The sequence below is a fragment of the Bradyrhizobium barranii subsp. barranii genome, assembly GCF_017565645.3.
GTDB lineage: Bacteria > Pseudomonadota > Alphaproteobacteria > Rhizobiales > Xanthobacteraceae > Bradyrhizobium > Bradyrhizobium barranii.
In genome coordinates this window covers 10209590-10228710 of record NZ_CP086136.1, presented here as the reverse complement: position 1 = coordinate 10228710, position 19121 = coordinate 10209590, and the positions used below count along the sequence as shown (strand labels likewise).

Annotated in this window: 13 protein-coding genes and 4 pseudogenes; 8 read left to right on the top strand and 9 right to left on the bottom strand. The window is 60.5% G+C overall.

Features of this window, described 5'->3' with window-relative positions:
• Positions 1-1758, bottom strand: coding sequence for an IS21-like element IS1631 family transposase (gene istA / locus J4G43_RS49660; protein ID WP_100214066.1), 1758 nt, complete (start codon positions 1756-1758; stop codon positions 1-3).
• 538 nt (positions 1759-2296) lie between these two features.
• On the opposite strand from istA (J4G43_RS49660), the gene J4G43_RS49655 reads away from it, so the two are divergent.
• A complete protein-coding gene (locus tag J4G43_RS49655; RefSeq protein ID WP_208083438.1) occupies positions 2297-2761 on the top strand; it encodes a hypothetical protein in 465 nt (154 codons plus the stop codon).
• A gap of 455 nt (positions 2762-3216) precedes the next feature.
• Here J4G43_RS49655 and J4G43_RS49650 read toward each other — a convergent pair.
• The 3 genes and pseudogenes from J4G43_RS49650 to J4G43_RS56530 all read right to left on the bottom strand — a co-directional run.
• Positions 3217-3399: pseudogene (locus J4G43_RS49650) on the bottom strand (IS256 family transposase); the annotation flags it as partial.
• A 182-nt stretch (positions 3400-3581) separates the two neighbouring features.
• A complete protein-coding gene (locus J4G43_RS49645; RefSeq protein ID WP_208083437.1) occupies positions 3582-4346 on the bottom strand; it encodes an outer membrane protein in 765 nt (254 codons plus the stop codon).
• A gap of 1208 nt (positions 4347-5554) precedes the next feature.
• Positions 5555-6009 (bottom strand): annotated as a pseudogene (locus J4G43_RS56530) (IS110 family RNA-guided transposase); the annotation flags it as partial.
• 136 nt (positions 6010-6145) lie between these two features.
• Between J4G43_RS56530 and J4G43_RS49635 the strand changes: the two are divergent.
• The gene (locus tag J4G43_RS49635) at positions 6146-6418 is read left to right on the top strand and encodes a hypothetical protein (RefSeq protein ID WP_208083436.1); all 273 of its coding nucleotides are present in this window, start codon (positions 6146-6148) and stop codon (positions 6416-6418) included.
• A 257-nt stretch (positions 6419-6675) separates the two neighbouring features.
• On the opposite strand, the pseudogene J4G43_RS49630 reads toward J4G43_RS49635, so the two are convergent.
• Positions 6676-6924: pseudogene (locus tag J4G43_RS49630) on the bottom strand (ATP-binding protein); the annotation flags it as partial.
• A 674-nt stretch (positions 6925-7598) separates the two neighbouring features.
• Positions 7599-8873: an IS256 family transposase gene (locus tag J4G43_RS49625; protein ID WP_161532324.1), complete on the bottom strand. Its 1275-nt coding sequence runs from the start codon at positions 8871-8873 to the stop codon at positions 7599-7601.
• 122 nt (positions 8874-8995) lie between these two features.
• On the opposite strand from J4G43_RS49625, the gene J4G43_RS49620 reads away from it, so the two are divergent.
• Genes J4G43_RS49620 through J4G43_RS49610 form a run of 3 tightly spaced genes read left to right on the top strand, consistent with a single transcriptional unit; the run spans position 8996 to position 11732 of the window.
• Complete coding sequence (locus tag J4G43_RS49620; protein ID WP_208083435.1) at positions 8996-9736, top strand: tyrosine-type recombinase/integrase; 741 nt, start codon at positions 8996-8998, stop codon at positions 9734-9736.
• On the top strand, positions 9733-10710 hold the full coding sequence (locus tag J4G43_RS49615) for a tyrosine-type recombinase/integrase (protein ID WP_035680914.1): 978 nt from the start codon (positions 9733-9735) through the stop codon (positions 10708-10710). Before J4G43_RS49620 ends, J4G43_RS49615 begins: the two co-directional genes overlap by 4 nt.
• On the top strand, positions 10707-11732 hold the full coding sequence (locus J4G43_RS49610) for a tyrosine-type recombinase/integrase (RefSeq protein WP_028154610.1): 1026 nt from the start codon (positions 10707-10709) through the stop codon (positions 11730-11732). The genes J4G43_RS49615 and J4G43_RS49610 overlap by 4 nt, the downstream gene beginning before the upstream one ends.
• Positions 11733-11764: 32 nt before the next feature.
• Here J4G43_RS49610 and J4G43_RS49605 read toward each other — a convergent pair whose 3' ends face one another.
• Together J4G43_RS49605 and istA (J4G43_RS49600) are read right to left on the bottom strand one after the other, a co-directional pair.
• A complete protein-coding gene (locus J4G43_RS49605) occupies positions 11765-12328 on the bottom strand; it encodes an ATP-binding protein (protein ID WP_208083434.1) in 564 nt (187 codons plus the stop codon).
• Between the two features lie 15 nt (positions 12329-12343).
• Positions 12344-13882: an IS21 family transposase gene (gene istA, locus J4G43_RS49600; RefSeq protein ID WP_208083433.1), complete on the bottom strand. Its 1539-nt coding sequence runs from the start codon at positions 13880-13882 to the stop codon at positions 12344-12346.
• Positions 13883-14881: 999 nt separating this feature from the next.
• Between istA (J4G43_RS49600) and J4G43_RS49595 the strand changes: the two genes are divergently transcribed.
• A protein-coding gene (locus tag J4G43_RS49595) for an IS3 family transposase (protein ID WP_408581402.1) occupies positions 14882-16083 on the top strand; the annotation gives its coding sequence in 2 pieces (ribosomal slippage) (positions 14882-15143 and positions 15143-16083; 1203 coding nt in all).
• Here the strand turns inward: J4G43_RS49595 and J4G43_RS49590 are convergent.
• Positions 16059-17081 (bottom strand): IS110 family RNA-guided transposase, encoded by a 1023-nt coding sequence (locus J4G43_RS49590; RefSeq protein ID WP_038945046.1) that lies wholly within the window; start codon positions 17079-17081, stop codon positions 16059-16061. The two genes, J4G43_RS49595 and J4G43_RS49590, sit on opposite strands and share 25 nt — an antisense overlap.
• An 80-nt stretch (positions 17082-17161) precedes the next feature.
• On the opposite strand from J4G43_RS49590, the pseudogene J4G43_RS49585 reads away from it, so the two are divergent.
• Both J4G43_RS49585 and J4G43_RS49580 read left to right on the top strand, forming a co-directional pair.
• Positions 17162-17431: pseudogene (locus tag J4G43_RS49585) on the top strand (integrase core domain-containing protein); the annotation flags it as partial.
• Positions 17432-17520: 89 nt separating this feature from the next.
• Positions 17521-18561: an IS110 family RNA-guided transposase gene (locus J4G43_RS49580; RefSeq protein ID WP_208083432.1), complete on the top strand. Its 1041-nt coding sequence runs from the start codon at positions 17521-17523 to the stop codon at positions 18559-18561.
• Positions 18562-19121 lie beyond the last annotated feature (560 nt).

Sequence of the window (19121 nt, the reverse complement as noted above, 5' to 3'; positions counted from 1 at the left end):
CTAGGTCTCCAGTTTAAGGTGAGAAGGTGCAGCGGGAGCGCTCGTGGCGCCGGAGTTGGCCGGGGTTGCGCAGGCGACACGAGCGCGGATTGCCGTGGCGTGATCGTCGTGAGCCTCGGCCTGCCGACCATTGTCGTCGGCGTCGCGCCGCACAGCGCGGCTGAAGAGGTCGCCGTATTCCGCGGGGGTACGGATCAGCGGATGATCCTGGGTGAGCGGCGATGCCGGCTGTGGCGTCACTCCAACCTGCTCGATCGCCTGTTCGAACAACCGCTCGACGGTCGCACGCACGTGCTTGTAGCGGTAGATGCGGTTGTCGATGGCGTGCGCGCAGGCCTGCTCGACCAGCCGCGCCGGATACTTCCGGCCCAGCCCGACAATGCCCCACATCGCGCGCTGTCCGGGGCGCCCTTCGGTGTCGAACACCTGCTGGCACAAGGCCCTGGTCTGCGGTCCGATGCGCTCGGCGCTCGCCAGCAGCACGGCGGTTTGCCGCGACGGGTTGAACGGCCGTTCGCTGGTCGGCAGGACGACAGAACCGGGGTGCGCCATCCGGGAATGAACACGCAGCAGCGCACGGGTGTGGCGATCACGGATCTCGATCGTGGTGGTGTAGATGCGCACGACGACCTGGCTGCCGATCGGCGCGGGCCGCGCGGCGTAATAGCTGTTGTCGACGCGTACGGTGGTGTCGTCGCAGACAGTCCGGACGACTTCGGTGAAGATGCGGAAGGGAGCGACAGGCAGCGGCCGCAGGTGCGGCTTCTCTTCCTGGAACATCGCCTCGACCTGACGGCGCGTGCTGCCGTGGATGCGTTTGGAAGCCCAGTTCTCCTCCCAGTGCCTCAAGAACTCGTTTTGCGCCTCCAGCGTCTCGAAGCGCCGTCCGGCCAGCGCAGTGCCCTGGGTATGTTGAATCGCATTCTCGACGCATCCTTTCCGATTTGGATCGGCCACGCGCGCGGGATCGGCGACCACGGCGTAATGAGCCAGCATCGCGCTGTAAATCGGGTTGAGCTGGGGCTCGTACAAATCCGGCTTGAGGACGCCTTCCTTCAGGTTGTCGAGCACGACATAGCTGGGGACCCCGCCAAAATACCGGAACGCCTCTTCGTGGAGCTGCGCCCAGACTTGTTGGCTGGACTTCCAGACTACCCGCCGGAAGCTGCGCCGCGAGTAGCGTAGCGTCATCACGAACAGGCGGGGACGACGGTACCGCCCGCTCTTCGGATCAACCGTCGGCGCGCCCTCGCCATAGTCGACCTGAGCTTCCTCGCCGGGGAGGAACTCAAGACGATCAAACTGCTCAGGATCAGCGTGCCGCAACCGGCGCACAAACCGCTTGACACTCTGGTAGCTGGACGGAAAGCCAAATTGATCAACCAGGTCCTGGTAAATCGCCTGCGCGTTCCGCTTCAGCCGGACCTGTTCTTCGATCCACGTCCGATGCGCTTCGCAAGCCGAACGGGCCAGGCTGCTGGTGACCGTCGCTTCCGATGTCCCAAAAGCCGGTGGTCGGGGTGGAGGAATTTGGCCGTCCGCGCTCACCGAGCCGGTGGTCACTTCCCCGGGGGAATTTGCCTCCGCACCGGCCCGCAGCGCCTGATAACGCCGGATCGTCTTGCGATCGACACCCGTCAGCCGGTGAATCTCGCGCTGGCTGGTGTTGCGATCAAGTAATGTAAGTACGGTGCTTTGCAGATGTCGCTTCAAGACGTTCAACTCCCCGGCCCCTTGCTGGCTAAAGGGGTCGAACATAAACGTCCTGCCTGACCGGCTACTGCTGTTCAGCGGCGCTGACGGCGATCATCAGGTGGGGGAGTTTCAAGTGACCATACCCGGGGGATTTTGACCGACCCACGGGGGGTTGCGTGCGGTGCCTCCTCAAGAGCGCGTGCGATCGTCATGAGGCCGGACATCAATCGCCGCCATTTTTCAATAGTCACCGCATCGTTCCTGAGACCTTGAATGTCAAGGCGGCGTGGGTCGCGCTCGGGCTTCTCCACTACCGGGCTGGGTCAACGTTATCCATTGCATCCATTGGCGAGCATTTCGCCCAGTTGCCATGCTGGATTGGCTTGAATGGAATTCATGGCGCGAGTGGAGAGATTTTTCCGATCCGAGCCTACCGCGAGCCGCTTCCCAGCGGTTGGCGGTGCCCGGTGTGCGGCACGAGCGCGTGCGCGAAGCCTCCGGTGCAGCGCTCGGAACATCCTAACCAGGAGCGCGACAGGCAATGAGGAGAATAATATGGGAACGACAGTTCAACGTCTTTCCGTCTGGGAACCATCACCAATTGGTCCTGACACTTTCCATTGAGTGGGTAACCGATCTCGACCAGAGCGATGCGATGGGCAGGCAACTGCCCGTCGCATCGACACCGGAGAGAGCAGTGTCAACGCCGGTGGAACTAAAGAATGTATACAGCGGCAACAACCCGAACTTGGCTTTAATCCGTCAGCAGGTTCCTGAGCACGGCAACGGGCGACTGAGCCACCAAAGCGTGTCTGGCGATCTTTTCGTGTTCCGTTTCGAGCGGACTACGGAAAGCTACGAAATTTTCATCGAGCAACAGCGGGGCTATGGCGGCCGTGCCTGCGATACGCAAGCGACCCATCGGTTGGGCCTCAGTTCCGACCGACCGCGTATCTGCATCGGGCCTGGCAAGGAGCCTCGTGATCTGCCGACAGCCATGTTTCTCGCGATGTTGTGGGCTGAGCGCACGTCGCGCTATATCCGCGACGGCAAACCGTGGAGCTAAAGCGCTGGATGATTAAGAAAGTCTATCAATACATGCGCGCTGACCTCGCCGCGAAGGTCAAGAAACATCGGGTGCGTTGATGCCCTACGTAGTTGCGGTCGCAATTGCTCTGATGGGGTTGGTAATCATTCGAGACACTTGTTATCTCGCTGAGGCCTACGGGCTAGCAAATGTGAACCTCGAATGGCTCTTGATGCTGGCATTCGGATTTTTCTTAGTTTGGCTAGGGTGGTTCATATTCAAAGAAACGCTCACAAAGACGTACACGATCCGCAAACGGTAGTCTCATAGTGGATGCAGCCACCCAAAAAGTCGGGCTCGCATTCCGGCAGATCTGTCGCGCCGGAAGCTTAGGTCGAATTGGTCTTGTTGAGCGACTTCCCCAATGCTGCCCTTCAGCCTATCGTGATACGGCTGCTTGTCCGCAGCATTCTACGGGGGGATAGAATGCAGAGCCGCACGAGGCGGTCGCGGCCATCGGGAAGCTTCAGGCCCTTCATCGCGGCGAGAAACGCCTCGGCTTCCATCTCGACAGCCTGCGCAAGCAGCTGCCGAGCACCAGATCGCAAAATATTCGTCAGTGGATCGTCGATCTCATCGGGCTGACGCAGTGGGACAATGTTGCTATGCTCGTTCATGGCGTATCGCTCTCCTTGAGGTTCTGGCAGGCTCGACACCCGCCTCGATACGCCGCCTATCTCATTCCGTCATCACCCAGTTTCCCGCATAGCTCTGCAAAGAAGAAAGCAACCGCTAGCAATTCATAGCTCGCAAAAAAGCCCCGGTGAGCCGGGGCTTTGGTTTGCGCAGACAGGAGCGATCAGTATCTCGCCGCGACAGGAGCTTTTCCATACCCGCCGAAGCGATAGTTGAAGCGCACAGTGACCATATCCACGTCTTGGCTGATCCGGTCGTTGAGTACGGCCGCAAGCCGCGGATCGGCCACGGAGAAGGAGTTGTTCGCATGTCCCATCCACAGATGGTCGTATTCAACACCGACCGACCAGTTTTGTGCGAAGCCATACTCCCAGCCGACACCCAGCGCGCCGCCCCAGCGCGTGTTATCTGCCGAGACCAGACCGATCCCGGTGGTGTTGTCGAATATTGTCAGGCGATTGCTGGTTACGGCCGCGCCGCCTTTCACGTAGAGCAGTGACGCGTTCCACGCCCAACCGAGTTGGCCCGTGAAGAGGCCGATACCGTCGGTCTTAACTGTGGTTGAAAGCGTCGGGTTGAACAGGCTGACGCGCGTGTTGCTGAGGTCGGCCCAATCGCCCTGCGCTTCCAATCCGAACACAAGCTGATTGGTCTGCCAACGATATCCGATTTGTCCGCCAACGACGCCTCCGGAACGATCACGGCAACCGCTTGCAACTGTTCCTGCGAGCGTGACGAAATCCACGCAATTGTGGCTTTGGCCCCATCCGCCGTTGGCGCCGATGTAGAAACCAGTCCAGTCATAGATCGGAGCGACCACCGGCGGCGGAGCCTTGGTGTAGGGGCGAGCCGCCAAATCAGCCGCCGCCGCAGGGGCGGATAGAGCCACGGCCATCATCCCGGCCGCGACAATCAGAAGCTTTTTCATTACGAGAAATCTCCCAGAAAGAAGTTCAAAAAAGCACGACGCCCACCTAGGAATCGATACTATCCCGTTCGCCTGAATGTTGATGTAGCTAAGCCGCAACACTCGGCTCAGATATTGCAATTCCTTATCATGGAACCAAATGCACTCAGGGTGCGTATTGGCCCCTGGAGAGAGTCGAGGGAGTTTGGACTGTAGATCGCGATCGGGGCTTCCGTTCGCTGTTCGACTGTCACACGGCAGCCCCCGGGCGAACCGCCGTCACAAACTTGTGGCATGACCATTGCATCATTCAGGGCAACTGGGATTTCAGCGCTCAGTTAGAGAATAAGCGCTGCCGGGACGCTTATTTCGAGCCCGGCGACGCTTCACTTCCTTCCCTTGCGCCAGCGCTGCGGCGCCTATTGTTTCGACAGCGGGGTATTTTTGGCGCATGGCATACGACACGGCAACAGTACATTTGCTCCGCGACGTTCTAGACGACGTTCTTTCCAGTCCGTCATTCACTCGTCAGCAGCAGCGATCTGCTCTGGAAGTTGCCGAGCGCGTTCTCTTGCTCGCTTCCCAAGGCGAGCGTGAACCGATCAGGATCAAGCGACACTTGCTAAATGAATTTTTGGCATCCGCTGCCAGCGACGCCAACCGGGTCGCCCCTTCGCCTGATCGACGGTGAGCCTGCTTGGCGACCAAGTGCCGCTGGTAGCGCCCTGCGGGTCGTGTCTGCCATGCCACACTGCCGCTCATCGGAGCATTCCCTGCCCCCGGCATGTCGCCTTGTGCCCGATATTGTTGCAAAAGTCGAAAATCGAACAACCGTAAAAATCTCGCAAAAGCTAATCTCTAGCTCGCCTCGGGTTTCGGTTGACCGTTGTCATGCAAAAACAAGCAATACTCAGAACAAAGGCCGCCTTTCGGTGACCTTTGTACGATCGTTTCTATTAGTTCTGCTTGTCCCGCTCCTTGGTGTTAATTCCGCTGTCTCAATCCGAAAATCGGTTGACAGCGGGTACCCACCGAGAACGACTTCTTGATGCATGAGTTCGACGTGAAGCCGGATGGTGGAGACGCATCTTCGCGGTTTCGTTCACGACAGCCCGGCCCGGCAAGGCCGGACGCGCCAAACGTTGCAAGGTTACAGTAGCCAACAAGTACAAGTCGCCGTATTGTTCAAGCCATTGAATCCCGAGGACATCGCAGATGAATACTCGGTTTACGGTGACCTTGTTGGCATGCATGCGCTTTTCGAGGCCCGTCAACCACGAACCCAGGCGATCGGAGGTACGGTTCAGATGCATGACGCATGACCTTGCGCCGTGAATCAGTCGCCGTCTGAGGTAGTGATTGCCTCTTTTGCTGATCCCAAGGAGGGTCGTCTTACCACCGGTTGAGTGTTCACGAGGGACCAGCCCAAGCCACGCTGCGTGGTCCTTGGCCCTTCGAACTGACTAGCACTGCCGGCGCTCGCGACGAATGCCGTCGCCACCAGTGGGCCTATCCCGGGAACAGTCATGAGCCTCCGCGCTCGTTCGTCACTCGCCGCCAAAGCCTCGATTTCACGTGTGATCTCGGCGATGCGGTGTTCGAGGCGCCCGAAGTCCTCGAACAGCCGACGAAGCGTGCGCCTCATCATCGGCGTCAAGTCATTGCCCTCATCGGCCAATACGCGAAGGTTTTCGACCATTAGACAGGCTCACTGCTGACCGGCCGAAGAAGCTATGTGATCCTCGTGGATAAATGGCGCCAGGCACTCGGCTCAACCAACCTTGGGTTGTACCGTGCCTCGTGAACTGTCGGAGCGCGCTATGCCTAAAATTAGTATAGATCTTGAAAACTGCTACGGAATCAAGAAGCTTAAAGCGGACTTCGATTTTAAAAAGGCGAGAGCGTTCGCCATTTACGCCCCCAATGGAGCAATGAAATCATCGCTGGCGACGACTTTCCAGGACATTGCTGCGCATTCCAGGGATGGTGATCAGGTGTTCCAGGCGATGGTGATCACGGATTCCAGTGATCGCGATCAGGTGCGGAGGCGAACACGCCCGACGAGGCTTACTTCGGCACGCAAGCTATGGTGATGGCCGCATGACCGTCGCCGACGGTTTTGTCGTCGCTCTGGTCGGGCTACGCCCTCCCGACGCAACGACAAAACCGTAAAGCCCCGCGTTCAGCATAACCCGGCAGGAATCCACTTAAATCCAGCGGGGCGCTGTCCAAACAACCGGGGCCAGCTCTGCCAGCTCTCCTCGTCAAGATTGGCGGGTTAGTTTGGAGATCGTCCCGGCGGTCCATGGGAGGGGCCTGTGGGCCGGCGGGGCGATCGTGCGCGAGGTGCTCACGGTTTTTTCTTTTCGCCAGCCTGTCGCCGTAGACTGTCGCCTTTGAGCTCGATGCGGTGGGCATTGTGAATGATGCGGTCCAATATCGCATCGCCAAGGGTGGGATCGGCAATGACGTCATGCCATTGCGACACGGGGACCTGACTTGTGATCAACAAGGATCCCTTGTCGTAGCGATCATCGACGATCTCCAGCAGATCCCGGCGCTGGTCGGCGGTGAGCGGTTCGGGTCCCCAGTCGTCCAGTCACGTTGAGCTCAACGTGACTGGACTTATGTGCAGCACGCAGTGATGTGGAGCGATCTAGATTCTCCCCGCTATTAACAGCCGCTTCGACCGTCCCTACTCAACATAACTGACGACGGTAGCGTGGTTCTCTCTCGTTCATCCGAAGGAGGCAACCATGCTCGAACACTTATTCCGGAAGGTTCACGCGGGTTACACGGCATCGCCCAATGGCACTTTGTTGGAAGATTTCGCTACTTGGCTCATCTCGGCTGGCTACGCCCGATCTACGGCCTGCCACCACGTACGAGGCCTAAAGGAAGCTCTCGACCGGATGTGTTCAGCGCGGCTTGATTGCGATACCGGCGTTTCAGGACGGTTCTTGTCGCAAGCATTTGCCCCCGCGTCATTGCAAGGCACCCGACGCGCCGTTGAACGTTTTCTCATCGCGAGGCGGCTGTTCGTCAAAGAAGCAGTACCCGAGCCGTTCTCAGCACTTCTTGGTCGCTACAGACGGTATCTATCGGAGGTGCGTGGCCTTACCGGCGCGACCCTGGAACAGCACATCGCAACAGTGAAGAGCTTGCTCGCGTACGCTTTGCCAGCTGGCGCCCCGCTGCATGCGTTGTCAGCTGCCACAGGGGATGTCCCGATCGTTGTTGAACTAGGTCGGGCCTACGTTGCCGGAATGAATGTTACGCGGCCCTCGTGACGTTGGCAACGGGGTTGATCGTCATGCGATCGTGGTGAGCTTGAAGGGCCGCACGCAGAACCGACAATTGCTTATACGCCTTCAATCGTCGGAAGCCCTTGTTGGCCTCGATCATGCCGGCCGCGACCCATCGCAAGGCCATACTGGCATCCCGCCAGCGTTTGACGTTGCGCGTGACGCGGCGAATGGTGCCCATCATGTTCTCGGCGATGTTGGTACAGGCGAGTGATCGACGAAGCTCCTTCGGCAACTTCAATCGGACGACAGTCAGGATTTCGTCGAGGCCTTCGAGGATGCTTGCCGCTACGCCGGGCCATTGCTGGTCGAGTCGACGCGCGAGATTGCGGATCAATTTTTCGGCCTTGTCGGCGTCATCGAGCTCCCAGGCCTGGCGCAGCACCCGACGGGTGGCCGCATGATGCTCTTTCGGCAGGCGTTCCATGATGTTGCGCGCCTTGTGGATCTGGCAGCGCTGGATCGCAGCGGCCGAACCGAAGGTGCGGCGGATCGCCTTCGACAACGCCTTCGCGCCGTCGGCAATGAACAGTCTTGGCACCGTCGGGTCGAGCCCGCGCGAGACCAGGTTATCCAGCAGGGCCTGAACCGTTGTGGCATTCTCGGTCGCCCCTTCCACCAGAGCCAGCGGATGCTTGTTGCCTTCGCCGTCAACCCCGATCGCGGCGACCAGCACGAGATCGTCGCCGAGATGCAGCCCGTCGATTTGGACCACCAGAAGGTCGAGCGCGGACAGATCGGCAGCCATGAAGTCGGCCAGCCGCGCCGCCGACAGCGCTACGAACCTCCGCGAGGCCGCCGACTTCGAAATCCCCGATCCGGGCGGTGCCGGCACGTCACCTTCGGGCAGCCGGACAGCGCGGCCGAACCGGCGCGTCGACACATTGATCAGCATCAGGTTCATCGCCCAGCGACCGAGCCAATCCTCCGCCGCCGCCGTTTCCCAGCTCGGGATCGTGACCTCGCGGCCGTCCACGCCCCGGACCCGCGGGCGCTCGACCTCGATCTTGCCGCCGTGGAAGCCGATCCGTCCCCGCGTTCGGCCCCAACGGTGCGCCCGCCGTGCCGCGTCGCGACCGTGGCGTGGCCCGCAGGCCGCCGTGACATCCGCCTCCATCATCGTGCCGAGCGCTTCGATCCCCGCCGCAAGGCAGAACCGATCAAAGCTCGCCCGCACTTCTGCAAACGCTTCGTCCACAGCCCCGGTCGCCGGCGAACCAGCCGGTGTGATATCTCTCGTCATGGCGTTGCTCTCCTTTGTGGAATCAGCACCCCGAGCCTACCGGCTCAAGGTGGGCAACGCCGACCTCTTCAGAAATTCAACAGAACCCGGGACATCCCCCGGCCACAGTCGATCGGTTCGTAATGACCAAAGCGCGGCGCATTAAGCGACAAACCCTACAGCACGTTGTCGCTCGCCTCCGCGCCTTTCTTAGGTTTTGCTTCGACCACGGCGAGATTCGGCAACGGCTCGACGCAATTGACGCGCCGCGCGCCTACCGAGGTGAACGACCGCCTCGAGCTCTGGCTTGGCCGCTTGTAAAGCGGCTGCTGCGCTCCATCGACCGATCGGAGCGGCTTGGCTGGCGAGACTATGCGATCCTCCATTTGATGGCGCATTACGGCCTGCGGCCCTCCGAGATCATCGCACTGACGCTTGGCTCAATCGATTGGGATAGCCGCACGCTCCGCGTCAAGCAGTGCAAGACCAGATCAGATCTGGCGCTTCCTCTAGCCGAACAAACCATACGCATCCTCAGGCGCTATCTGCGCCGCGGCCGGCCCGGCGGGGCGCACCGCGAACTTTTCCTCCGCGCAAGCCCCCCGGTCGGTCCCCTCACGCACTACGCCATAGGCGATCTCTACCAGAAGCGCGCACGTCAGAGCGGTCTGCCGCTGCAGGATACATCCTCCTACTGCCTGCGCCATTCGTTTGCGATGCGTCTGCTCGATCGTGGTGTCGGCGTCAAGGTGATCGGTGATCTGCTCGGCCATCGAACTCTGGAGAGCACCTGTGTCTATCTCCGGCTGCAGACCGGGGCCCTGCGAGAGGTCGCGCTTCCTCTGCCAACGGCGACCATCGGCATCGAGGAGGACGCGGCATGAGCGCGACCTTATCGGCGATCCCGTTCAACCAAGTGGTGGACCGTTATTTGCAGAGGCAACGTTCACTCGGGCGCGGCTATGTTCATGAGGAGCGCGTAATCGACGCTCTGCGTCAATTTCTGGAGAAGAACACCTGTACTGACCTCGACCAAGCGCTCTTCGAGGGATGGTGCGTGTCACAAGGTCATCTTTCTGCAAACACGAGGCGCAATCGCCAGCGTATCGTGCGCAACTTTTGTCTCTATCGTCAGCGTACCGAGCCAAGTTGCTTCGTTCCGGATATCAATCGCTTCCCACGTCGGAGCCCCCATGCACCGCCGGTCATCTTTGGGGCGGCCGAAGTCGCCAGGATGTTGGCCATAGCCGATCATTTGGCTCCGACGTCAAGTTCGCCGCTGCGGCCAGCGGTGATGCGACTTGCCGTGGTCCTGCTCTACACCGCGGGGCTCCGTAGGGGCGAGCTGCTGCGTCTCACCTTGGCCGACGTCGATGCCCGCCATGGCATTTTGCACATTCGTGCGTCGAAGTTCCACAAGTCGCGGATCGTCCCGTTGTCGCCGGATGCCTGTCGGGAGCTGAGGTTGTACCTCAGGAAGCGGTTGCGATCACCTCTGAGCCATTCGGCGGATTCACCCTTGCTTTGCAATACCAAGGGGTGCGTGCGCGGCTACACAGGTACCGGCCTGCGGGAAGGAGTCCAAACGCTATTCCAAGTCGCCGACGTTCGAGGCCCCGACGGGCGAACCCCGCGGGTGCATGACTTTCGCCATAGCTTTGCGGTCGGATCGCTGTTGCGATGGTACCAGCAAGGGGCGGATGTCCAATCCAATCTGCCAAAGCTTGCGATGTACATGGGGCACGTCTCAATTGTTTCGACTGCCTATTACCTCCGCTGGATTCCACAACTTTCTGCTGCGGCCAGCGATCGGCTCGAGAGGCATTTCGGCCACCTCATCACAGGAGGTGCCGCATGAGATCGCAAAGACCTAACGAGCTCGGCAAGAGCATCGAGCGCTTCTTCCGAGAGTATCTGCCGACGCTCCGGGGTACCAGCCGACACACCATACGCAACTACCGGGATGCGCTCGTTCTGTTCCTGCGCTTTACTTCGTCGCAAACGGCCAAGGCTATCGAGGATCTCGATCTCGTCGATTTCACGGCGAAGCAGGTTCAGGACTTCCTGGCGTTTCTAGAGGCTGAGCGTCACAATGGAGTAGCCACTCGCAATGCGCGGCTGGCGGCGCTGCATACGTTCTCTCGCTTTCTCGCAACCGAACAGCCCGCCTATCTCGCCGAACTGCAGCGCGTGCTAGGCGTACCGTTCAAACGCGGCGCGCGAAGCAAGCCGATCGAATACCTTGAGCCGCAGGAAGTAGAAGCGTTGCTCAAATCGATCGACCGGTCCACAGAACGGGGCAAACGCGACTATGCCTTGTTCGCATTGATGCTCAACACGGGAGCCCGTGTTCAGGAGATCCTCGATCTGAGGCTGTGCGACATCCGCACTGATCCTCCTCATCAAATCCGGCTGCGCGGCAAGGGCGACAAAACGCGATTGTGTCCAATTTGGCCGCAAACCGCACGACTTCTGCAAGAACTGTCGAACAGTGCTGCTCATTCGGGAGGCCGCGACGCTCCGCTGTTCGTGAACCGCCAGGGCAGCAAGTTGACCCGCTTTGGCGTTCGTTACCTGCTCAAGAAGCACATCACGGCCGGAGCCAACGCAACCCGCACGCTGCAGCAGAAGCGGATCCATCCCCATTCCTTGCGGCATACGACCGCCATCTTTCTCCTGAAGGCGGGAGTTGACTTCGCGACCATCAGCCAATGGCTTGGGCATTCGTCGCTGAACACAACCATGACCTATGCAAGGGCGGACATCGATCTAAAACGCCAAGCGCTTATGCAGGTGTTCCCCGAGATCCTCGCACCGCCTCGCGCTGGGCACGTCTCTTCTGCGGCGATCAACATTGTTGATTGGCTTAAGAGGCTATGACCTACAGGGTAAATTATGTGGAGTTGGGGCTGTCAAAAACCGGACCAGCGCCGATTGTCAACCCTCAACTCCACATCACTGCGTGCTGCACATAAGTCGAGGATGAGGAGATTGACGCGCTCCAGGGCCGCGATCAGGCGCGCCAGACGGCCTTCGCCGCGCGCCTGGGCGAGATCGGCGAACAGGCGGGATGTTCGCTTGTAGAGGACGGAAAAGCCGTCGCGGCAGGCCTTGTTGCCGAGCGCGCAGGCAAGCCAGGACTTGCCGGTGCCGGTTGGGCCGACAATGACCAGGTGGTTGCTGTCACGGATCCATTGACAGGTGACGAGGTTCTGGAAGAGCGAACGATCGAGACCACGGGCGGTGCGATAGTCGATGTTCTCGATGGTGGCGGCTTGACGGAGCTTGGCCCCGGTCAAGCGGCGCGTGAGGCGGCGGTTGTCGCGGCCGGTGACCTCGCGATCGACGAGGAGGCCGAGCCAATCGGCGTGCGGCATCTCGGCCGCCTCGGGATTGTTCTGCAGTTCGACGCAGGTATCGGCCATGGCGGCGAGGCCGAGTGCGCGCAAGCGATCGACGGTGGGGTGAATGAGCATGCTGATCTCTCCTGATCAATTGTAATAGCTGCGGCCACGGATGTTGGTGTGGAAGAGGATGGGCGCCTCCTCGGCGGGAGGAGCAGTTCTGTCAGTGCCGTTCTTGAGGATGGCGGCGACCGATTTGTACGAACGGGCGTTGAGCAGGAGGGCCCGGGCACAAGCGGCATCGACGCGTTCCTGGCCGTAGCGCTTGACCAGCCCGAGAATGCCGATGGCCGAGCGGAAGCCCTGTTCCGGATGTGGCCGCGATCGCAGGATGACGTCGATCAGCGTCTGGGCATCGGGACCGACCTTGGCGGCTTCCGAACGAATGCGCTCAAGGGTCCAGTCGCGATAGCGGCGATGCGAGCTCGGCATATGCTCGGGAATCGTGGTCGGGCGATGCGGCAAGGTGCTGCGCAGATGCGACGCCACCCGCTTGCCGCGGAGAAATATCTCGACGGTCTTTTGGGTGATGCGGGCCTCAACCTCCTGATGAACGAGGCTGTGAGGGACGCTGTAGTAATGCTTGGCGATCTCGACGTGATAATCGAGGTTGACCCGGCAGCGCTTCCACTCGGCATACTCGTACGGTTCATCCGGCAAGGGGGTGAGCGCCGGATGATCGAGCTCTTCGAACAGGTCGCGCCGACTTCGCCCCCAGCTCCGGAGAGGTCGATCGTTCAGCTCGACAAGGAGGCTGTGGATCGCCTCGTTGAGGGCGGCGAGCGAGAAGAAGCGGCGGTTGCGCAGACGCGCCAGAATCCATCGCCCGACGATTTGGACCCCGACCTCGACCTTGGCTTTGTCGCGCGGCCGATACGGCCGCGCCGGGACGATGGCGGTGCGGTAATGGCGGGCGAGATCGGCATAGGTCCGGTTGACCATCGGCTCGTGAAAGCAGGCCCGGGTGATGCCGGCCTTCAAATTGTCGCTCACCGTCTGCCGGGCCACACCGCCGAAAAAGGCAAAGGCCCGAACGTGCGAGGCGATCCAGTCCGGCAGGCTCTGGCTGAGGCTGGCCTCGGCGTAGGTGTAGTTCGAGGCGCCGAGCACGGCGACGAAGATCTGCGTGCTGCGCACCTCACCCGTGAGCCCGTCAACCACCTCCATCGTGTGGCCGGAATAGTCGACGAACAGCTTCTCGCCGGCGACGTGAACCTGGCGCAGGGTCGGTTTGAGGCGGCCGGCCCATTCCTTGTAGCGTTCGCAGAACCACGAATAGCTGAAGCTGTCGGAGCTTGCGTCGCAATACTCCTCCCACAACAGCATCAGCGTGACGTTCGGGCGCCGCAGCTCGCGATGCACGAGCGCCCAATCCGGCTGCGGACGCTCGTCGCTGGGTCGATCGGAGGGTGGCGGATACAGGCGGTTCTCGAGCCGGGCATCGTCATCCAGCTCTGGCCGCAACGGCCAGGTCAGGCCGGTGCGGCGGGCTCGATTGAGGTACTTGCTGACCGTGCCCTGGGCCAAGCCGAGGCTGCGGGCAACGGCGCGTTGCGACATGCCGACGCTGTAGTGCAGGCGTAGAACTTCACGAATGTGGCGCATGGACAGTCTCTCGGTCGGCATCTCGATCCTCTGCGGTTGGGCAAAAGACCAAGGTAGCCGGGTTGCAGACTGTCAGCGGTGCGCGCCTCCCCATTGCCCCCGATCATGATCGCTGGAAATAGCGATCACGATCGGGTGGAAACGGTGATCACGATGCTCTGGAATGAGTGATCACGATGGCCTGGAATCGGTGATCACGATCGGCTGGAACACGCATGTTTCTTGGCTACCTTGAGTCAAGTTCGACGAAAAATAACCCACCAAAGCCTCACGCCTAGAGCGGTCCACCCGAGTATCCCGAAGAACACCGTGATCCAGAGTACGTATAATTGGTTTTCCGGCAGATGATATTCCCAAAGGCCAACGCTGCTAGCAAAAGCTGCTGTCAGACAAAGTGCCAGAACTGTGCGCTCGAAACCGATCAGATGGGGGTCTCGCCGTACCCGTCGCAATGATTTGTTTTGGTCACCTCTCGCAGTGACCCATACCAGAGGAAGAGCCACGAGCAGAGGTGCAAGGCTCGCCCATATGAAGCCGAAAAATAGACACCAGTATTCGGTGGGGTAACTGCCAGGCCTGTGAACCGTGTGCTGCTTCACGACGGCAAGGCAAAGCGTAAGCATGATCACCGTCCACACGAACGCAATCAGCGACTTGAAATACCTGATGATTACGACGCGTATTGCGATGTTGAACTTGACCAAGAGAGCCTGCAGCCGTGCTACATGCTCTTCGAGGGTCAATCGTTCAAGGCCTGCTAAATCCATCCGCATCTGGAAAATCTGCTTCTCCGTGTGAGACTCGGTGTGGAGGAATGCCGCATACCGTCTTTCAATAGCCCTCTCATTAATCGGAACGACTAGCTGCACATTTGACGGTGAGTGGATGATTGCGTCTGGGATTTCCTGTTCGTCAGTTGGGACGGAAATTGCGGAGAGCGAGAAACGAGGCAGCGGTGACCTTGCCCCACGGGCTTAATCCAGTTTGAAGTTCGCTCTGGCCCACGACAAGGACCAGAGCATGAAGCGCAGCCGCTTTTCGGACGAGCAGATCATCGGGATTTTGAAGGAGCATGAGGCCGGCGTGTCGGTCGCCGATCTATGCCGCAAGCACGGCGTCAGCGACGCCAGCATCTACAAATGGAAGGCCAAGTTCGGTGGGCTGGAGGTGTCGGAGGCCAAGCGGCTGAAGACGCTGGAGGACGAGAATACGCGGCTGAAGCGGCTTTTGGCTGACGCCATGCTGGACAATGCGGCCTTGAAGGACCTCCTGGGAAAGAAGTGGTGACGCCCGCGGCCAAGCGGAAGGCTGTCGCACATCTCGTGGCTGCCCACGGGATGAGCGAACGGCGGGCGTGTAAAGCCATCGGCTGCTGCCGCATGACCATGAGATACCAAACGACCCGGGCGGACGAAGCCGGCCTTCGCCAACGCATGAGGGCGATCGCCCAAGAGCGCCGTCGCTTCGGCTATCGGCGCCTGCATGTTCTGCTCAAGCGTGAGGGCTACGTGGTCAACCACAAGAAGCTGTTCCGGCTCTACCGGGAAGAAAGGCTTGCGGTGCGTCGCCGTGGCGGCCGCAAGCGGGCGATCGGGACCCGAGCGCCGATGACGGTCGCGATGGCGCCAAACGACCGCTGGTCTCTCGACTTCGTGTCGGATCAGCTCACCGATGGCCGCCGCTTCCGCATCCTCACCGTCGTCGATGATTGCACCCGCGAGTGCCTGGCGCTGGTGGCCGACACCTCGCTGTCTGGCTCCCGGGTGGCGCGGGAGCTGGATCGGCTGATCATCGAGCGCGGCAAGCCCAAAATGGTGGTCAGCGACAACGGCACCGAATTGACCAGCAACGCCATCCTGACATGGGCCGATCAGAGCCGCGTCGCCTGGCATTACATCGCGCCCGGCAAGCCGACGCAGAATGCCTTCATCGAAAGCTTCATGTATAGACGGCCCCGCGGATGCAAGGGATTCAGCAGCACTTTGGATTCCGGTCGGGTGCGTTCATGTATCCGGCCTGTTAGTGCGACCGATGCCATGGCCGCTGGCCCTGATGGAGATCGCGGATCGAGGCCTCATCAACGGGTCGCGCTTGTTGCGCTTAAAGCTCTTCGGGCTTGCTCGATCCCCAGCTCCGCCGGTGTCCATCATGCTGTCATTTGCCCTCACACCATAAGGTGGCCAACATACGCGGAAAGTCAGGCCGCGAGCTTAGGCCGATAGAATTCCCCGGTCGTCATCATCGCCCAGACGATCCGGGCCAACTTGTTGGCAACGGCGATGGCGACGACCATCGGCCGACGCCGTTCAAGCAGGGCTTCGATCCAGCCGCCTCCAACCCGGGAGCGAGCCTTTGGGTACCGAACGACGTTACGTGCCCCGATGACAAGCAAGTGCCTGAGATAGGAATCGCCCTGTTTCGTAATCCGGCCGAGCCGATCCTTCCCGCCGGTGGAATTCTGCTTAGGCGTCAGGCCAAGCCAGGCCGCGAACTCCCGCCCGGAGCGGAACATTGTTGCGTCCGGTACGGTCGCGGCGAGAGCCGTGGCCGTTATGGGACCGATCCCGGGAATTGTGGACAGCAACTTCGCCATCGGATTTACTCGCTGGATCTGAGCTATCTCGCGCTCGATGGCCTCGACCTGCCGGTCCAATTCCTTCAGTTGGTTCACAAGGACGGCTAGTGCGATGCGGGCGTGGGCCGGTAGCGTCAGTTCCTCGTCATCCAACAAGTCCACCAGACCATCCACCCGTTGCCGGCCTTGCCCGACAATGATTCCGAACTCAGCAAAGTGAGCCCGAATCGCGCAGGCTGTCATGGTTCGTTGGCGGACCAACAAGCCTCTTGCACGATGAAGCATCAAGAAGCCCTGGTTCTCAACGCTCTTGATTGGAACGAACCGCATATTGGGACGGGTGACCGCTTCGCAGATCGCGGCCGCGTCAGCGGCGTCATTCTTGGCTCCTCTTCGTAGGTAGGGTTTAACATAGGCTGGCGGGATCAATCTCACATCGTGTCCAAACTGCCGAATCTCCCGCGCCCAGTGGTGAGCAGTCGCACAGGCCTCAATGCCGACTAGGCAAGGTGCGAGCGAGGAGAAGAACGACACGATCTCGCCTCGCCGGAGGCGTTGGCGACCGGCCACTTGGCCTTGGCCATCAACTGCATGGATGTGAAATACGTGCTTCGAAATATCCAACCCAATTGTCGCGATTTCCATGGTGAATTGCTCCTGTTAGCGGGGTTCGTCCATCGCCAGTATATCGCCGGCGCCGAGGGAGCGGGGCCGTCTTCCCCATCAACGGCCGGCTGCGGGACGAGCTGTTGAACGAGACGTTGTTCACGTCACTGGCACAAGCCCGCGTCACACTTGGATGTTGGCGGGCCGATTACAACGACACACGACCACACTCGCAGCTCGGATGGAGAACCCCGTCCGAGTTCGCGATGACATGCCACCCGCGCCGGGATCTGGCGCTGCGCTATGCCGAAGGCTCCGCGCCAGCCCCCGTCGCTTCCACCGCCCAACCGGGCAAATCCAACGGCAGGGGCGAACTCAGAACTGGATAAAACTTGATGTGGTGGAACGGCCCGCTCCAACAGCATCAAAGTGCTAGAACGTGGTCGTTGTTCGAACGCCACAAAGGAGGGACCGTTCCGTGAAACAGGTTATCACCATCGGGCTGGATCTGGCCAAGCACGTTTTCCAGGTTCACGGGGCGGATGCCGAGGGCTCACCCGTGTTCAACCGGAAGCTACGGCGCAGCGAAGTTCTGCGTTTCTTTGAGAAGCTGCCAGCATGCCTGGTGGGGATGGAAGCATGCGGTAGCGCCCACTATTGGGCGCGCGAGATCGCAGCTCTCGGTCATGAGGTCCGGCTCATTCCGCCGGCTTATGTCAAACCCTTCGTCAAGCGTGGCAAGACGGATGCGGCGGACGCTGAGGCCATCAGCGAAGCGGTGACCCGAAAGACCATGCGCTTCGTGCCGATTAAGACGGCTGAGCAACAGGCTGCCGCGATGGTGCTGAAGACCCGCGCTCTTCTAGTGCGGCAGCGAACGCAGTCGGTCAACGCGTTGCGCGCGCATCTGGCAGAATTGGGGATCATCGCCACCGCCGGCCTGGCAAAGGTTGAGGCGCTGGTCGCAATCATACGGGATGAGACAGATGCACGCCTGCCCGCAGCAGCGCGCTTCGCGCTGATGGCTATTGCCGACGAGATTGAAGCTTCAGCCGACCAGATCGAGAGGCTCGAGCGCGCAATCGTCGCGGAGGCCAAGCACGACGAGGACATGCGTCGGTTGACCACGATCCCTGGCGTCGGCGCCATTACGGCGGCGACCATCAAAGCGCTTGTGCCGGATCCCGGCGGGTTCAAGTCGGCTCGCCACTTTGCCGCCTGGCTGGGATTGACGCCGCGGCCTCATTCAAGCGGAGGCAAAGAGCGGTTGGGACGAATATCGAAGATGGGAAATCCAGAACTCCGCTCTCTCCTCGTTGTCGGGGCAACGGCCGTCTTGCGGCTTGTCCGAAACGACGTTCGGGCGCGGCCGTGGCTGAAGGCGCTTCTCGCCAGACGCCCCTTCAAGGTTGCCGCCGTCGCGCAGGCCAATAAGACGGCGCGGATCATCTGGGCGCTCCTGAACAAGGGCGGAATTTATCGGCGTCCCGACCCATTGGCGATTGCCGCGGTGACGTAGTGACCGCCAAAACGATCTGACCGGCGCAGGCCGGCAGAGGGCGAGGTGCAACAACAGGCGATGAACCCATGGGACGAAATCCCGAAACGAGTGAAGCTACTGCCCCCAATGCGCTCAAGCGCGTAAACTTGATTTAGCTCCTCGTTCCGCGGATCTCATCGAGGCCAGCGGCCATATTGTGCCGCGCGCAAAGGCCGGACATATGACCGCACCGTTCCAATGTGTGAAATCGACTGAAAAAGCTCTTGCCTCGCGGGCCGTTCCACATATGGGGGCAAGGTCAGCCGGAGCGAACTCAGGACTGGATAAAACTTGGGGCAAGGTCACTGTGACTTTCTTGGCGTGAATGGCTGGAAACGAGAAGGGCGGAATCGTATCGTCGGTCATGGCGGGCGTGGCGTTCGCGGTTGGAGGTGATGGGGTTGGCTTCACAACCGAATCCTACGCCGTATCAGCGCTTTACACCACGCTCGCCAGCCTCTCGGGCGCCCTCTCGCGAATAAGACGGGTTAGTTCGCCGATCGGCGTCGGGACCCGCGCCGATTAACAACTGGTGCCCA

Bases quoted from the DNA above. Each gene is read 5' to 3' on its own strand.
- istA (WP_100214066.1), bottom strand. From the start codon at position 1,758: ATGTTCGACCCCTTTAGCCAGCAAGGGGCCGGGGAGTTGAACGTCTTG.
- J4G43_RS49645 (WP_208083437.1), bottom strand. From the start codon at position 4,346: ATGAAAAAGCTTCTGATTGTCGCGGCCGGGATGATGGCCGTGGCTCTA.
- J4G43_RS49635 (WP_208083436.1), top strand. From the start codon at position 6,146: ATGCCTAAAATTAGTATAGATCTTGAAAACTGCTACGGAATCAAGAAG.
- J4G43_RS49625 (WP_161532324.1), bottom strand. From the start codon at position 8,873: ATGACGAGAGATATCACACCGGCTGGTTCGCCGGCGACCGGGGCTGTG.
- J4G43_RS49620 (WP_208083435.1), top strand. From the start codon at position 8,996: ATGACCAAAGCGCGGCGCATTAAGCGACAAACCCTACAGCACGTTGTC.
- J4G43_RS49615 (WP_035680914.1), top strand. From the start codon at position 9,733: ATGAGCGCGACCTTATCGGCGATCCCGTTCAACCAAGTGGTGGACCGT.
- J4G43_RS49610 (WP_028154610.1), top strand. From the start codon at position 10,707: ATGAGATCGCAAAGACCTAACGAGCTCGGCAAGAGCATCGAGCGCTTC.
- J4G43_RS49605 (WP_208083434.1), bottom strand. From the start codon at position 12,328: ATGCTCATTCACCCCACCGTCGATCGCTTGCGCGCACTCGGCCTCGCC.
- istA (WP_208083433.1), bottom strand. From the start codon at position 13,882: ATGCCGACCGAGAGACTGTCCATGCGCCACATTCGTGAAGTTCTACGC.
- J4G43_RS49590 (WP_038945046.1), bottom strand. From the start codon at position 17,081: ATGGAAATCGCGACAATTGGGTTGGATATTTCGAAGCACGTATTTCAC.